General features: G+C 61.0%; 14 protein-coding genes. 2 read left to right on the top strand and 12 right to left on the bottom strand.

Features of this window, described 5'->3' with window-relative positions:
• Positions 1-290 precede the first annotated feature (290 nt).
• The 3 genes from AAA021_RS07915 to AAA021_RS07905 all read right to left on the bottom strand — a co-directional run bounded on the left by AAA021_RS07915 (position 291) and on the right by AAA021_RS07905 (position 3,175).
• Positions 291-1,691 (bottom strand): phosphoglucomutase/phosphomannomutase family protein, encoded by a 1,401-nt coding sequence (locus AAA021_RS07915; RefSeq protein ID WP_271747462.1) that lies wholly within the window; start codon positions 1,689-1,691, stop codon positions 291-293.
• 157 nt (positions 1,692-1,848) lie between these two features.
• Positions 1,849-2,742, bottom strand: coding sequence for a homocysteine S-methyltransferase family protein (locus AAA021_RS07910; RefSeq protein WP_349088772.1), 894 nt, complete (start codon positions 2,740-2,742; stop codon positions 1,849-1,851).
• A gap of 10 nt (positions 2,743-2,752) precedes the next feature.
• Positions 2,753-3,175 (bottom strand): metal-dependent transcriptional regulator, encoded by a 423-nt coding sequence (locus AAA021_RS07905; protein WP_035138800.1) that lies wholly within the window; start codon positions 3,173-3,175, stop codon positions 2,753-2,755.
• Positions 3,176-3,295: 120 nt separating this feature from the next.
• Here AAA021_RS07905 and pepT point away from each other — a divergent pair, with 120 nt between their 5' ends.
• Positions 3,296-4,543, top strand: coding sequence for a peptidase T (pepT, locus tag AAA021_RS07900; protein WP_138113473.1), 1,248 nt, complete (start codon positions 3,296-3,298; stop codon positions 4,541-4,543).
• Between the two features lie 259 nt (positions 4,544-4,802).
• Entirely contained in the window at positions 4,803-5,915 is a 1,113-nt protein-coding gene (locus tag AAA021_RS07895) for an IS110 family transposase (RefSeq protein ID WP_349088771.1), read from the top strand.
• 522 nt (positions 5,916-6,437) lie between these two features.
• Here AAA021_RS07895 and AAA021_RS07890 read toward each other — a convergent pair.
• The 9 genes from AAA021_RS07890 to AAA021_RS07850 all read right to left on the bottom strand — a co-directional run bounded on the left by AAA021_RS07890 (position 6,438) and on the right by AAA021_RS07850 (position 14,698).
• Complete coding sequence (locus tag AAA021_RS07890) at positions 6,438-7,673, bottom strand: LCP family protein (RefSeq protein ID WP_006235722.1); 1,236 nt, start codon at positions 7,671-7,673, stop codon at positions 6,438-6,440.
• A gap of 12 nt (positions 7,674-7,685) precedes the next feature.
• Positions 7,686-8,969 carry a UDP-N-acetylglucosamine 1-carboxyvinyltransferase gene (gene murA / locus AAA021_RS07885; RefSeq protein ID WP_349088770.1) on the bottom strand — a complete coding sequence of 428 codons (1,284 nt, stop codon included), beginning with the start codon at positions 8,967-8,969 and terminating at the stop codon, positions 7,686-7,688.
• A gap of 88 nt (positions 8,970-9,057) precedes the next feature.
• The gene (atpC, locus tag AAA021_RS07880) at positions 9,058-9,450 is read right to left on the bottom strand and encodes an ATP synthase F1 subunit epsilon (protein WP_006235718.1); all 393 of its coding nucleotides are present in this window, start codon (positions 9,448-9,450) and stop codon (positions 9,058-9,060) included.
• A gap of 3 nt (positions 9,451-9,453) precedes the next feature.
• The gene (gene atpD, locus AAA021_RS07875) at positions 9,454-10,908 is read right to left on the bottom strand and encodes a F0F1 ATP synthase subunit beta (RefSeq protein WP_006235717.1); all 1,455 of its coding nucleotides are present in this window, start codon (positions 10,906-10,908) and stop codon (positions 9,454-9,456) included.
• A complete protein-coding gene (gene atpG, locus AAA021_RS07870) occupies positions 10,908-11,816 on the bottom strand; it encodes an ATP synthase F1 subunit gamma (RefSeq protein WP_006235716.1) in 909 nt (302 codons plus the stop codon). Before atpG ends, atpD begins: the two co-directional genes overlap by 1 nt.
• A gap of 5 nt (positions 11,817-11,821) precedes the next feature.
• A complete protein-coding gene (gene atpA, locus AAA021_RS07865) occupies positions 11,822-13,420 on the bottom strand; it encodes a F0F1 ATP synthase subunit alpha (protein WP_006235714.1) in 1,599 nt (532 codons plus the stop codon).
• The gene (locus AAA021_RS07860) at positions 13,420-13,896 is read right to left on the bottom strand and encodes a F0F1 ATP synthase subunit delta (protein ID WP_006235713.1); all 477 of its coding nucleotides are present in this window, start codon (positions 13,894-13,896) and stop codon (positions 13,420-13,422) included. The genes atpA and AAA021_RS07860 overlap by 1 nt, the downstream gene beginning before the upstream one ends.
• Entirely contained in the window at positions 13,886-14,488 is a 603-nt protein-coding gene (atpF, locus tag AAA021_RS07855; protein WP_006235712.1) for a F0F1 ATP synthase subunit B, read from the bottom strand. The genes AAA021_RS07860 and atpF overlap by 11 nt, the downstream gene beginning before the upstream one ends.
• Positions 14,489-14,503: 15 nt before the next feature.
• Positions 14,504-14,698: an ATP synthase subunit C gene (locus AAA021_RS07850; RefSeq protein ID WP_022094262.1), complete on the bottom strand. Its 195-nt coding sequence runs from the start codon at positions 14,696-14,698 to the stop codon at positions 14,504-14,506.
• Between the last annotated feature and the right edge of the window lie 31 nt (positions 14,699-14,729).

Raw genomic sequence — 14,729 nt, 5'->3', positions numbered from 1 at the left:
CTTGCGAAAAACAAATCCAAGTTAGACCATTTCAAATGGTTCGATGTCTGCCCGGATGCGACACATCTGGTGTGTCCATCCTCGCAGTATCCGGTTCTCAAGGTGCACGCCCCGCGGCTGATCCGGTTCCACCGGTCCGCGCGGCAAGGAGATATATTGCCAGACCGGAGGGGCCCCGCGGGCGGGAATCTGGGCGTACACATTTCCCACACATCTTGGAATCCGACTAACGTTTGCCAGCCGTTACCTACCGCTCGCCGAGCATCTCTTTATATAAGGCAGTCTCATGGTTAAAGCGGATACGTTCCCCTAGCTAAAGCACAGCCAGCATCGAGCAACTCGTCACGTTCTTCCACCGAGAACCCCTCGGCGTAGACGCGCACCACCGGTTCGGTCCCGCTAGGACGGACCAGCAGCCACGTGTCATCCTCGAATGCCAAACGCAAGCCATCCATATGACTAACGTTTTGCGGCACCTTGCCACAAATCGACTTGGGGTTTACGCCCGGCAGCAGGGTTCGTAACGTTTCGGCATCTTCGGCCTCAAGGCGCAAATCGCGTCGACCGTAACTCGTCTTACCAAAACTGTCCTCGAGTTGGTCGACCAGAACGCCCAAAGGCGCGTCCGTCTTTGCCATAAGCTCACACAGAATCAGACAGGCGAGGATTCCATCGCGCTCGGGCATATGCGCGGCGATGCCGATACCACCGGCTTCTTCGCCGCCCATGAGGACGCCGCCCTTCTTCATCTCCGCCGCTATATATTTGAAACCGACTGGTTTGACGGTCACGCGGCAGCCAAGCGTCTCGGCAATGCGACGCACGAGCGTCGAGCATGAAAGATTGACGACGACGCGCCCCTCCAAATTACGAAATTGAACCAAGTCGCCCAAAACGAGCGCCATGATCTGATGCGGATGTATATATCTGCCGCGCTCGTCAACCGCGCCGATACGGTCGGCGTCGCCGTCGGTCACCAGGCCAGCGCAAGCTCCGTCCTCGATAACCGTGCGCTCGCAAGCGTCCACCCACGGTTCAACGGGGTCGGGGCAGATATCTTCTTGGTCAGACGCCTGGCCGGCGTGAATCTCGTGCACCTCAACGCCAAGCTCGCGCAGCAAGTCGGCTAGATAGCCCTGGGCTGCGCCGCCCATGGGATCGACAACCACGCGCAGGTGCGCGGCGCGGATGGCTTCGGCATCGACAAACGATGCCACCGCCTGCATATAGTCAGGAATGATATCCGCGGTGCGATATTGCCCCTCGATCCCCATTGGCTCGGGAGCCATAGTCTCTTCGAGCTCTTCGATGACATCCTGGTTGGCGGTCGAGCCGTCACCCATGCGAATCTTGAGGCACAGATAGCCCTGCGGATGATGGGACCCCGTCACCATGAGCGCGCCGCACGCTTCACCGTCATAAGCCGCCGCCCACGTAAGGGCAGGGGTCGGGACAGGTCGCGAAGCGAGCACGGCGTCTAGCCCGTGCGCTGCTAGCACGCCCGCCGCAAGCTCAGCGAACTCGCGCGCCAGGGGCCGGGTGTCGAACCCTATATATACCGTTTTGCCCGGATTGGTCTTTTGCCACAACTCGCCGACGGCATCGGCGATACGGGCAACGTTATCGGCAGTGAAGTCCTCATCGACGCGAGCGCGCCAACCGTCAGTTCCAAAATGAATTATCGCGCACACGCGCAGACACCTCACAGTGTTTGGATCATGGTACGCATGGGGTATACCCGCAACATGCACTCGGCAACCTGCCGGCACCAGCATTCACCATTTGGGCAAATGCTGCCGAGGACATGCAAGCAATAAAAAAACCGCCCCGTATGGAGCGGTTTGCCCTTTATATATCGAGCGCCTCGGCCATCGCGGCCGTAGTGATTGCCGTGGTTCCACAGCAACTGCCCACCATTGCGGCACCGGCATGTCCCCATTCGATGCATGCGCGCGCGAAAGCTTCGGGGTTCTCGTGCCATACGGGGCCATCCTGAGTCTGGACCGGATCGCCTACGTTGGGACGCACCGTGACGGGAGTAGTCGCCGATGCAACCATCCTGGGCACCGCCGCGTTCGCGGCCGCAAGCGAACAGCAATTAACACCAACCGAGTTTGCGCCGTGTTTTTCGGCGTACAAAACGGCTGCCTCAATGTTGAGGCCATCGCCCAACAGGTCGCCTTTATCGTCAACGACAAAACTCACCAGAACAGGCATGCCGTCGGCGGCATCTCGGGCGCCGGCAAGCATGGGCTGCAAATTACGGATAGAAGTCACCGTCTCGATCAGCAGACCGTCAACGCCGGCATTGAGCAAGGCGTGCGCCTGTTCGCGCGCAATGCCTCGGATTTCACGATACTCGGCAGAGTCCTCGGCAAACCACTCAATACCGATCGGGCCCATCGAGCCCAGCAGCAGCTGAGGGTGCGCCTGGCGGGCATCGTCGACGGCCCCGCGATTGACCTCCGCCACGGACGGCGCAATCTGGTCGTGCTTGAGGGCATAGCTCGATGCCTGAAAGGTGTTGGTAATGAGCACCTGCGCGCCGGCGGCGACATACAAGCGATGGATACGAGAAACGGTCTGCGGCTCTGCCAGATTCCAAAACGCCGGTGGAATGTCGGCGGCATCGTACTCACTCAACAGAACACTGCCCATGGGGCCCTGCGCCAACAAGGTCTCGCTCGACAAGCGGCGCGTAAGTTCCTCGGCACCAAAGCGGTTGTAATAACTCGTATCCATATATATCCCGCTATTCCTCGACGCTGATTCCCTGCTTTTCGAGATAGGCGAGCCAGCGGTTCATCGTGTCCTCGGAAAGCGCATGCTCCATCATGCAGGCCTCGGAATCGGCTCGCTCAAATTCGACACCGAGCTCCTGAACCAAAAACGTGCGGATGAGGCGATGACGGTACCAGATAGCCGTACCAACCTCGCGGCCGCGATCGGTCAGGACTACCTTGCCGTAGTGCGATTGCTCGACAAGTTCGGATGCCTTGAGCGCCGAAACCGCTTTATTGACCGATGCCTTGGAGACGCCAAGGCGCTGCGCGATGTCGACCGATCGCACGCCGTTGGTTTCCCCCTCTTCGCTTTCAATGCGAACCATGCACTCCAAGTAGTCTTCGTTCGCCACCGTCAGATGTAGTTCGCGCGAGCTATTTGTCGTATCCATGATCTTCCGTCCCTTCTGCATTCAATGGCTGATTCTACCCCATCCAAGCGTCACGGTATGCCGTGGCATACCGTGCTAGAGTTCTTGTTGCACACGACAACCAAGATTGGAGCGGTCTTTATGGAAAACACCACCACGAGCCCCGATGTCCTCGAGCGCTTTTTGCGCTACGTCCAGATCAACACGCAGTCCGAGGATGCAAACTGCGACCAGGTACCCTCGAGCGCCGTTCAGTTTGACCTTGCCAACGTACTGGCTGAAGAACTGCGCGAGCTTGGTGCGGAAGATGCCCACGTGACCGAGCACGCCTATGTCTGCGCGCATATCCCAGCAAGTGCGGGCGCTGAGGACAAGCCCGCCCTGGGCCTGATCGCCCATCTCGACACCACCGAAGTTGCACCGGGCGCCGGCGTGAAACCGCACATCGTGCACTACGAAGGCGGCAACCTGGTCTGCGGCACGGTTGACGGTAAACCCGTTGCCATGAGTACCGCCAAGCTTCCCGCCCTGAATGACCTCGCGGGTGAGGACCTGGTCTGCAGCGACGGCACCACGCTGCTGGGCGCAGACGACAAGGCAGGCGTCGCCGAGATCATGTCGCTTGTCGCGCGTATCGCTCAGGACCCTTCTCTGCCCCATCCCGCACTCGGCATTTGTTTCTGCCCTGACGAGGAGATCGGCCACGGAGCCGAGCTGTTGGATATCGATACCTTTGGCTGCAAGTACGCCTACACGGTCGACGGCGGCCCCATCGGCGAGCTGGAGTGGGAGTGCTTTAACGCCGCCGAGGCGACCGTCCGCTTTGAGGGCCAGTCCATCCACCCGGGCGACGCTAAGGGTCGTATGGTCAACGCAGGCAATCTGTTCTGCGACTTCAACGCGTTGCTCCCCTACGTGCAGCGCCCGGAGTATACGGAAGGCTACGAGGGCTTTTATCACCTTGAGGGTGTATCTGCGACCGTCGATCACGCCACAGCGCGCTATATCGTCCGCGACCATGACGCCGCCAAGTTCCAGCAGAAACTCGACCTTATTGATGCCGCCGCCTCGATGCTCAACCAGCGTCTGGGTGAGGAGCGTGTGACGGTCGAGATTAAGCAGCAGTATCGAAATATGGCCGAGATCGTTCGTGACTATCCCGAGCTTATTGATGTTGCCAAGGAAGCCTACCTTGCCTGCGGCGTTGAGCCCCAAGTGCTGCCGATTCGCGGCGGCACCGACGGCGCGCAGCTGTCGTTCCGCGGTCTGCCCTGCCCCAACCTTTCCACCGGCGGCTATTGCTACCACGGCGTCAACGAGTTCGTCCCGGTCAGTTCGCTCGTCAAGATGACCGATGTGCTCCAGGAGCTCGTCGCCCGCTTTGCATAAGCCTGGCTGCACAAGTCCGAAAGACGAATCGCCCCGTCCTCAACCGAGAACGGGGCGATTTTTTTGCTGCAATGTGAACAGGTTGACGCACGCCAGCCTCTTAACGCAAGGAGTGTCCCAAACTGCCGGCACAGACGATATGAGCAGGACATAAAAACATTGAGAGCCCCTGCTGCATGAAAGACCGCGGATTAGGCCGACAATGGTGAGTGTCTAATCCAACCGTGGCGGCCACGCCGCATTCATGGAAGGGGCTCCCATGCTCGATACTACCACCTTCATCGGCCTCGACGTCCACGCCCGCTCGATAAAGGCCGTCTCCCTCGACGTCATGACCGGGGAGGTACGTGCCGCGACCTTCGGCTACGACGCCGGCGCCGTCGCGGAGTGGGTCCGTTCCGCGGACCCCAGGGCCAGGTGCGTGTACGAGTCCGGGGTCACGGGCTTCGACCTGCAGAAGAGGCTCTCCGGCCTGGGGGTCGACTGCGTGGTCGGCGCCGTCTCGAAGATGATCAAGCCCAGCGCGGACAGGCGCAGGAAGAACGACCGCAACGACGCCGAGTTCCTCGCCCGCATGCTGTCGGTCGGCAACGTGGTCGAGGTGTGGGTCCCCGACGACGAGTGCGAGGCCGCCCGCGACCTGACCAGGGCGCTCGAGGACGCGAGGGACGACCTCTCGCGCTCGAAGCAGTGGCTCTCCAAGTTCCTGCTCAGGCACGGGCTCGTCTTCGACGAGAGGACGCCCACCGGCCGCAGGAAGGGCAACTGGACCCGGGCGCACTGGTCCTGGATCGAGTCGATAAGGTTCGCGGAGAGGGCCGACAACGACGTGCTCGCCTACTACGTCGACGCGGTCAGGCGGGCGGCGGAGGAGAAGGCGAGGCTCGAGGGGCTCGTCGAGGCCGAGGCCCGCAAGCCCAGGTGGAGGAAGAGGGTCGACTCCCTCCGCCGCCTCAAGGGCGTAGACACCGCGTCCGCCGCCGACCTCGTGTTCGAGGCCGGCGAGTTCTCGAGGTTCAGGAACGCCCGCTCGTTCGCGGCGTGGGTCGGCCTGACGCCCTCCGAGCACTCCAGCGGGGAGAGCGACCGCAGGGGCGCGATCACCAAGGCTGGCAACAAGCACCTGAGGAAGACGCTGGTCGAGGCCGCGTGGCACTACCTGACGTGCTCGGGGCGGCCGAAGGACCTCGCCAAGGGCCAGGCCCCGGACCGGGGCGCCCGGAGGCATGCCGCCAAGGGCGTGCGGAGGCTGGTCGAGAGGCGGGAGGCGCTGCTCGCGCGCGGGGTCCACGGCAACAAGGCGAACGTGGCCACGGCGCGCGAGCTCGCCTGCTGGGTATGGGCGGTCGGCCTCATGGCCGAGGAGGCGTAGGGGGGCGGTCCCCCGCACATAAGCCAGTCACCCCGGAAGCGGTTCGATCCGAAGCCGTTGAGGCGAACCTCAGGTCCCTTTTCTGCGAGCGCCCAGGGCGCCACACGCGTGCACAGACTGTCGGTTCGACGTAGAAGCCTCAGCCGTAGCAACGGATTGCCCAGCGAGAGATCGCCGCGGGCGGATATTAAACTGCAAAGACGAGCGTCGGTAAGACACGCCGAGGTCGCCGCGGACGGGCTGATATAGGGAGAGGGCCTGACCCCATATCGTTGGGGCCAGGCCCGATTTTGCCTCTTGACAATGTCCTGCTCATATTAAAAGGAACGTCCCCAAGTGCCAAGTGTTCCGGCAACGCCGATGTTTTGGCAACGACAGCGAGCGGGTCGCATTTGAGACAAGGTGACGTGAAGCGAAAGGGCGCTGACCTTCTGGTCGCGCCCTTGAAGTTGAACGTCAGATTGTCCAAATGCGGCCCGCGCAGCGTCGAGTCGTTACGGCGTTTGGTAAAACGCCGTAACTCTAGTAGTTAGCTTCGTAGCCGTTGCCGTCGCCGGTGGGCTCTTCGTAGTAGTCCGAATCGCTTGAATCGCTTGAGTCATCGGAATCGTCAGAGCTGACCGATGAGGTTGCGGTACCGTTTGCGTAATCGTCAGACGTGTTGTTGTTCAGGTCGCCAATCGTAGAGCTGGAACCATCGGAAAGACCCATGGTGTTGGGACCCTTGGGATCCTTGCCGGCATCGACGCGCTCCATCATTTCCTTGAGCTCGTCCTCGTAGACAAAGACGTAGCTCACACCGTCGATCATGGTGCTGTCGTCGGCGTACGAGGGCAGGTTGGCCGAGTAGATACCGTCGACATCCATACCGCGCATGGCGTTGACCGTAGCCACGATATCCTGAACGCTCATATCGGTTACGAGCATATCGGACAGCGAATTAACCAGGCCAAAGATCTTCGTGGCATCGAAGTTATTGAGAATCTGGTTGGCAAGGGCGCCAAGCACCTGGCGCTGGTGGCGCATGCGCGTGTAATCGCCGTCGGCATAGGTGTAGCGGCAGCGGGCATAGGTAAGGGCGGTGGCACCGTCCATATGCTGCTGGCCAGCGGTAATCTTAATATCCAGGTGCTCGGGGTCGTCAACATCATCGGTTGCGTTAATGTCGATACCGCCAACCGAATCAATCAGCGCCTGCATACCGTCGAAGCTGACCTCGGCATAGTGGGAAATCTGAACACCGCACAGCTCGTTGACCGCCTCGACCATGGCCTCGGCGCCGCCAACGGTATGGCAGGCGTTGATCTTCATGGTCTCGCCCTTGTACTCGACCTTGGTGTCGCGCGGAACGGAAATGAGCGTCGCCTGCTTTTGCGTGGGGTCGATGCGTGCCAGGATAATCGAGTCGGCACGATACGTATCCTCGCCCGGACGGCCGTCGGTGCCAAGAAGCAGCACGTAGAACGGATCCTTTGCCTCATCGGTGTCAACCAGAACCCGACGCAGATTGTCGGTAATGACATTGGAATCGCCGAGCTTGCCCATAATGGTGGCAAACCACAGGCCGGCAGCGGTAGTGGCACTCAGCAGCACGCCAAGCACGACAATGAGCGCGACGTGACGAATCGTGTGGCTACGACGACGTTGACGAGCGCGCTCGGAATAGCGAGCCACGTTATCGCGACTGTAGATCTTGGCCTGCGCACCAGTTGAGGGTCTTCGGGCGGTGGTATCCGCGAGGGGCTTTTTATTAAACATAGGCAACCTGTATTAGTAGATGACGGGATCGGGGACGGTAGCATGCTCGACATGCGCGCCGAGCGCCTGCAGCTTTTCGACAAACTGCTCGTAGCCGCGCTTGATGTGATGGATGGCCGAAACCTCGGTCGTCCCGTCGGCGATCAAGCCCGCTACGACGAGGGCCGCTCCGCCACGCAGATCGGGCGAGGTAACCTGTGCACCCGAGAAGCCCTTGACGCCATGAATCATGGCATGATGGCTCTCGATACGAATGTCGGCACCCATGCGCATCAGCTCAGAGGCAAACATAAAGCGATTCTCGAAGATATTTTCGGTAATAACGGAACTGCCGTCGGCAAGGGCGGAGAGCACCATAATCTGCGCCTGCATGTCGGTCGGGAAACCGGGGAACGGAAGCGTCTGGATGTCGACCGGCTTGATACGCTCGGCACGGTTCACATGGACGCCATCTTCGACGCGCTCGCAGTCGATACCCATGAGCTCCATCTTCTTGAGCACCATGCCCAAGTGAATGGGGCAAAAACCCGTGACGTCGACACCGCGATCGTCGGCCATCAACGCACCGGCAACGATAAAGGTACCGGCCTCGATGCGGTCGCCCACCACGCGATGGGTAACGGGATGGAGCTCTTCCACGCCTTCGATAGTCACGACGGGCGTACCGGCGCCAACAATCTTGGCGCCCATCTCGCTGAGCATGTTAGCGAGATCGACGATCTCGGGCTCGCGGGCGGCATTATCGATAACCGTGGTGCCCTGTGCGCGCACAGAGGCCATGATGAGGTTCTCGGTCGCACCGACGCTGGCGAACTCGAGCGTGACGGTGGTACCGCGCAGACCTTGGGGCGCATTAGCGTTGATGTAACCGTGGGCGGTATCGAACTCAACGCCCAGGGCCTCAAGACCAAGAATGTGCATATCGATCTTGCGAGCACCCAGGTTGCAGCCGCCCGGCATGGCAATTTTGGCGCGATGGAAGCGGCCCAGCAGGGGTCCCATGACGGCGGTGGAAGCGCGCATCTTGGCAACGAGCTCGTAGGGGGCCTCCCATGAATCGACCTGAGAGGTATCAATCTCGAGCGTGTGTTCGTCGAGAACATCGATCGTAGCGCCCATGCCTTTGAGCACCTTGCCCATCACGTGGACATCGGAAATATCGGGCACGTTCTGCAGCGTCGTCTTGCCCGGCGCCAGAAGCGTTGCCGCCATGAGTTTGAGCGCGGAGTTCTTGGCGCCCGAAACGGGCACGGAGCCTCCGATGGCGTGGCCACCCTCAACGCGGATAATATCCAAGGTCTACCCTTTCAAAAAGCATGCCCGGGGTGGCTGGGCCATCCCGGGCATGATGTGTTCGCAAATGGTCGAACGCTAAATCGTTTGACTATTGGGCAAGCTTGAGCTTACACCATGCGATTTCATTATAGAGGTAGGCGCGGCGTGCATCATCCTCCGACAAATTACCCAGCTTCTCTTCAAAACCTTGAATATCAGCTTTAAGCTTGTCGGCATCGACGGTCGCCAAATCGCAAGCGCGCTCGGCGAGAACGGTCACGACATCGTCCGCAACCTGGGCATAGCCGCCGGCCACGGCAAACGTGTGGTCGACAGTGCCCATGGCCTTATCGGAAACGCGAACGTAACCGCGGTCGATCGTGCAGATCTCGCTGGAGTGAGCAGGCAGAACGCCAAACTCGCCATCCGTGGACGGAATCGACACAAACGCAGCGTCGCCCTCATAGGCGCAGCTCACGGGGCACACGATGCGGATACGCATAACCTACTTCTCCCCCATCTTGCGGGCGCGCTCGCGCACGTCCTCAATCGTGGAAGCATAGCGGAAAGCCTGCTCGGGCAGGTCATCGGCCTTGCCGTCGACAATCTCGGCGAAAGAGCGGACGGTATCCTCGACGCGGACGTAGACACCGGGGTTGCCGGTGAACTTCTCGGCGACGTGGAAGGACTGCGAGAGGAACTGCTGAATCTTACGGGCACGGTTGACCGTAAGGCGCTGCTCCTCGGACAGCTCGTCCATACCCAGAATGGCGATGATGTCCTGAAGGTCGGAGTACTCCTGCAGGAGCTCCTGGACCTTGACGGCGACACGGTAGTGCTCCTCGCCGACAATCGAGGGATCGAGAGCGTCGGAGGAAGATGCGAGCGGGTCGATAGCCGGGAACAGGCCGAGCGACGAAATGCTACGCGAAAGAACCGTGGTGGCGTCGAGGTGCGTAAACGTCGTGGCAGGCGCCGGGTCGGTCAGGTCGTCTGCGGGGACGTAGACAGCCTGGACGGAGGTAATGGAGCCCGTCTTGGTCGAGGTAATGCGCTCCTGGAGGTCGCCCATCTCGGTTGCCAGCGTGGGCTGGTAACCAACGGCGGACGGCATACGGCCCAGCAGTGCGGAAACCTCGGAACCTGCCTGGGAGAAGCGGAAGATGTTGTCGATGAACAGCAGAACGTCCTGGCCGCGATCGCGGAAGTACTCAGCGGTGGTAAGGCCGGCCAGACCGATGCGCAGACGCGCTCCGGGCGGCTCGTTCATCTGACCATAGACCAAGCAGGTCTTGTCAATAACGCCAGACTCGCTCATCTCGAGGAACAGGTCGGTGCCCTCGCGGGTACGCTCGCCGACGCCGGTGAACACCGAGGTGCCGCCGTGCTCCTGGGCGAGGTTGTTGATGAGCTCCTGGATCAGAACGGTCTTGCCGACGCCGGCGCCGCCGAACAGACCTGTCTTGCCGCCGCGGATGTAGGGCTCGAGCAGGTCGACGGCCTTGATGCCGGTCTCGAAGATCTCGGTCTTGGTGGTGAGCTCGTCGAAACGGGGCGCTGCATGGTGGATGGGGTAGAACTCCTCCACCTCGGGCATGGGCTTGCCGTCGACGGGCTTGCCCATGACGTTCCAAATGCGGCCGAGCGTCTTGGGACCAACGGGCATCTTCATGGGCTCACCGGTATCGGTGGCGATGAGGCCGCGCTGCAGGCCGTCGGTCGAGGACATGGCGACCGTGCGGACGACGCCGCCCGGAAGCTGGCTCTCGACCTCGAGGATCGTGCTCAGATGACCGATCGGGGTCTCGGCCTCGACCGTGAGCGCGTTGTAGATCGGGGGCACCGCGCCGTCAAACTTGACGTCGACGACAGGGCCGATGATTCGCACGATGCGACCATCACCGGCAGTCGTCTTCTTGGTGGCTTCCTCGACCGCAAGCTTTACGGTGTTATTAGCCATTACTGTTCCTCCAATGCTGAGGCTCCGCCGACGATCTCGTTAATCTCGGTCGTGATCGAAGCCTGGCGCACGCGACTATACGTGCGGGTAAGGGTCGAGATGATCGCGGTGGCGTTTTCCGTCGCGGAGTGCATGGCCTTGCGGCGTGCACCCTGCTCGGCAGCCGCCGAATCGATCAGGGCCTGGTAGATGACCGTCAGGATATAAGACGGCACAAGCTTGCCGAGAACATGCTCGGGAGAGGGCACGAACTCGAACGTGGACGAGATGCGCTTAGGGGCGTCGGTCTCGTTCTTACGCGGACCGTGGGCCATAGCGATCATCTCGGGGTCGAGCGGCAACAGATGCTCGACGCGAAGCTCCTGATCCACGCGGTTCTTGGCGTGGTGGTAGACAAGCTCGACACGGTCAAGCTCACCGGCACGATACGCATCGCAGATATGAGAGGAGATCATGCGGGCCTGATTGAAATCGGGCTCAGAGGAGTTGCCCTCAAAGTGCATGACAACGTTTGCGCGGTCACGGAAATACGTGGCCGGCTTACGCCCGCACGCGATGATCTCGCATTCGATGCCGTCGTTCGCCCAAGAAGCGGCGAGCTTTTCGGCCGTGCGCTCCACCGTCGTATTGAAACCGCCGGCAAGGCCGCGGTCCGAGGCAATAACGACAATCAGGCCATGCTTGACGCTCTCATGCTTCTGCAGCATGGGATCGGTGCCCGAACAGGAGGCGTCGCCGGCGACCGTCAACATGACGTCGGTCAGCGCCTCCTTATAGGGCTCGGCCTGCTTGGAGCGATCGAGGGCACGACGAATCTTGGCCGTAGAGACCATCTCCATCGTGCGCGTGATCTGCTTGGTCGTGGTAACCGAGGAGATTCGCTTCTTAATGTCGCGAAGGTTGGCCATGGGGCTTAGTTCTCCTCTGATCCAGAAACATCCGAATGGTGCTTGGCCATGAACTGCTGCTTGAAGTCGCCGATGACGCGCAAGAGCTCAGCCTTGGTGTCATCATCGATCTTCTTGGCGCGAACCTTGTCGAGCAGCGAGCCAAAGCCATTGTCCATGTACTCGATGAGCTCGGCACGGAAAGGCAGCACGTCGGCAATCTCCAGGTCATCCAGGAAGCCCTCGTTGCCAGCGAACAGCGTAACGATCTGCTCGCCAACCTCAAACGGCTTGTAGCGCGGCTGCTTCAGGAGCTCGGTCATGCGGGCACCATGGGTCAGCTGCTTCTGAGTAGCCTCGTCGAGGTCGGAGCCAAACTGCGTAAAGCCAGCGAGCTCCTGATAGGAAGCGAGGTCCAGACGGAGGTTGCCGGCGACCTGCTTCATGGCCTTGGTCTGCGCATCGCCACCGACGCGGGACACGGAGATACCCACGTCGACTGCCGGGCGCTGACCCTGGAAGAAGAGCTCGGACTGCAGGTAGATCTGACCATCGGTAATGGAAATGACGTTGGTCGGAATGTAGGCCGAGACGTCGCCGTCCTGGGTCTCGATGATCGGCAGTGCCGTCATGGAGCCGTAACCGTTCTTCTTGGACATCTTGACGGCACGCTCGAGCAGACGAGAGTGCAGGTAGAAGATGTCGCCAGGATAGGCCTCGCGTCCGGGCGGACGATGCAGCGTCAGCGACATCTGACGGTAGGCCACAGCCTGCTTGGACAGGTCATCGTAGATGACGAGCACGTGGCCGCCGGGGTTGGTCTCGCTGGCGGGCTTGCCGTCCTCGCCGTTGTACATAAAGAACTCGCCAATAGCGGCACCGGCCATAGGCGCGATGTACTGCATAGGGGCGGAATCGGCAGCGGTGGCCGAAACGATGATGGTGTAGTCGAGCGCACCGTGCTGAGCGAGGGTCTCGCGGATGTTGGCAACCGTGGAGGCCTTCTGGCCGATGGCGACATAGATGCAGACCATGCCCTTGCCGCGCTGGTTGAGGATAGCGTCGATGGCGATGGCGGTCTTACCGGTCTTACGGTCACCGATGATGAGCTCACGCTGACCGCGGCCAATAGGCACCATGGAGTCGATAGCGAGCAGACCGGTCTGAACCGGCTCGCACACCGGGGTACGATCGATGACGCCGGGAGCCTTGAACTCGATGGGGCGACGGTGCGTAGCGACGATGTCGCCCAGGCCGTCGATGGGCTGGCCGAGCGGATTGACGACGCGGCCGAGCATGGCACGGCTCACGGGGATATCCATAACGCGGCCAGTGGTGCGGCACTCGTCGCCTTCCTTGATGGAGTCGACGGCACCGAACAGAACGGCGCCGACCTCGTCACGGTCAAGGTTCTGGGCAAGGCCGAAGACGGTCTCACCGGTATCGGAGCTCTTGAACTCCAGAAGCTCGCCTGCCATGGCGCTCTTGAGGCCGGAGACGCGCGCGATGCCGTCGCCTACCTCGTCGACCGTTGAAACCTCATGCGTATCGACCGTCGCGGAGAGGCTCGTGAGCTGCTCCTGCAGTTTCTTGGCGATATCCTGGGCATTGAGGGTTTCGGACATTAGGCTTCACCTCCGTACGAATTAGCAGAGTTTGCGAGGGTCTCCTGCGCGATGCGCAGCTGCGTCTTGACGGAAATGTCACGACGCTCGCCGCGGGCCTCGAGCACCAGGCCGCCCACGATAGACGGGTCGACCTGCTCGATAAGGAATACCTTGCGGCCGAAGTCCTGCTCGCATTTCTTAGTGATGGTTTGACGCAGCTCGTCGTCGAGCGGGATCGCCGTGGTGACGGTCACGCCCACTACATCCTCGTCTTCCTCGGCAACATACTTAAAGGCAGCTGCCACCTTGGGAAGAAGGTCGAGCTGGTCGCGCTTGGACATGGTGTCGAGCACGGCGATGATCTCGGGGCTGGCAGAAGCCAAGCGCTCGATCATCTCGAGGTCCTCGAACACATGGTTCTCGGCCTTGGCGGCTTCCAAAAGGGAACGCGCGTAGGTCTCGAGCACCTTGTCCTGATAGCGGCTAGTCGGCATTCAGGCTACCTGCTTCCTGGATATAGCGCTCGATGAGCTTCTTCTGCTCGGCATCGTCCTCGAGTGCCTCGCCCACGATCTTGGTGGCGACGGCAACGGACAGGTCGGCGATGGAGCTCGCGGCACCGGCGTAGATGGACTTGCGCTCGTCCTCGACGGTCGTATGGGCCTTGGCGATGATCTCCTCGGCCTCCTTGTGAGCAGCCTCGATGATACGGGCACGCTCGGACTCGGCGTCCTTACGGGCCTCGAGAACGATGTCGGCAGCCTGACGACGGGCGTCGGTGACGATCGAGTCGGACTCAGCGCGCTTGGCGATAGCCTCCTGCTTGGTCTTCTCGGCCTCGTCGAGGCTCTCCTCGATCTTCTTGCCGCGCTCCTCCATGGTTTTCATGATGCCCGGCAGGGCGACCTTGGCCAGCACGATCCAGATAATCAGGAAGGCGATAAGCGCCGGGATGAACTCCGCCATCTTAGGGATGAGGATGTCCGCACCGGCGGCGCCGTCCTCGGCGAACGCGGAAACCGGCATGAGCAGCGCGGCCGCGGACGCGGAGAGTGCGATCGCGCTCTTCTGGGATGAAAGATTCATACTTGACGCTCCGTGCTATTTAACGATCAGCGCGACAACGAAGCCGATCAGAGCCAGAGCCTCGCCGAAAGCGGAGCCCATGATGAAGACGGTGAACACGCGGCCCTGGACCTCAGGCTGACGGGCCATAGCACCCGTAGCACCCAGAGCAGACAGGCCGATAGCAAGACCAGCGCCGATAACACCGAGACCGTAACCGATAACTCCCACGATTCCTCCTTTGTCGTGCGTGTCTTATTTC

The sequence above is a fragment of the Collinsella sp. CLA-JM-H32 genome, assembly GCF_040098165.1.
Lineage (GTDB): Bacteria > Actinomycetota > Coriobacteriia > Coriobacteriales > Coriobacteriaceae > Collinsella.
Note: the sequence above shows the minus strand (reverse complement) of the source record. Positions and strands in the feature narration are given on the sequence as shown.

Excerpts from the sequence above, each read along its gene's own strand:
- AAA021_RS07910 (WP_349088772.1), bottom strand. The coding sequence starts at position 2,742 with ATGGATACGAGTTATTACAACCGCTTTGGTGCCGAGGAACTTACGCGC.
- AAA021_RS07905 (WP_035138800.1), bottom strand. The coding sequence starts at position 3,175 with ATGGATACGACAAATAGCTCGCGCGAACTACATCTGACGGTGGCGAAC.
- pepT (WP_138113473.1), top strand. The coding sequence starts at position 3,296 with ATGGAAAACACCACCACGAGCCCCGATGTCCTCGAGCGCTTTTTGCGC.
- AAA021_RS07895 (WP_349088771.1), top strand. The coding sequence starts at position 4,803 with ATGCTCGATACTACCACCTTCATCGGCCTCGACGTCCACGCCCGCTCG.
- AAA021_RS07890 (WP_006235722.1), bottom strand. The coding sequence starts at position 7,673 with ATGTTTAATAAAAAGCCCCTCGCGGATACCACCGCCCGAAGACCCTCA.
- atpC (WP_006235718.1), bottom strand. The coding sequence starts at position 9,450 with ATGCGTATCCGCATCGTGTGCCCCGTGAGCTGCGCCTATGAGGGCGAC.
- atpD (WP_006235717.1), bottom strand. The coding sequence starts at position 10,908 with ATGGCTAATAACACCGTAAAGCTTGCGGTCGAGGAAGCCACCAAGAAG.
- atpG (WP_006235716.1), bottom strand. The coding sequence starts at position 11,816 with ATGGCCAACCTTCGCGACATTAAGAAGCGAATCTCCTCGGTTACCACG.
- atpA (WP_006235714.1), bottom strand. The coding sequence starts at position 13,420 with ATGTCCGAAACCCTCAATGCCCAGGATATCGCCAAGAAACTGCAGGAG.
- AAA021_RS07860 (WP_006235713.1), bottom strand. The coding sequence starts at position 13,896 with ATGCCGACTAGCCGCTATCAGGACAAGGTGCTCGAGACCTACGCGCGT.
- atpF (WP_006235712.1), bottom strand. The coding sequence starts at position 14,488 with ATGAATCTTTCATCCCAGAAGAGCGCGATCGCACTCTCCGCGTCCGCG.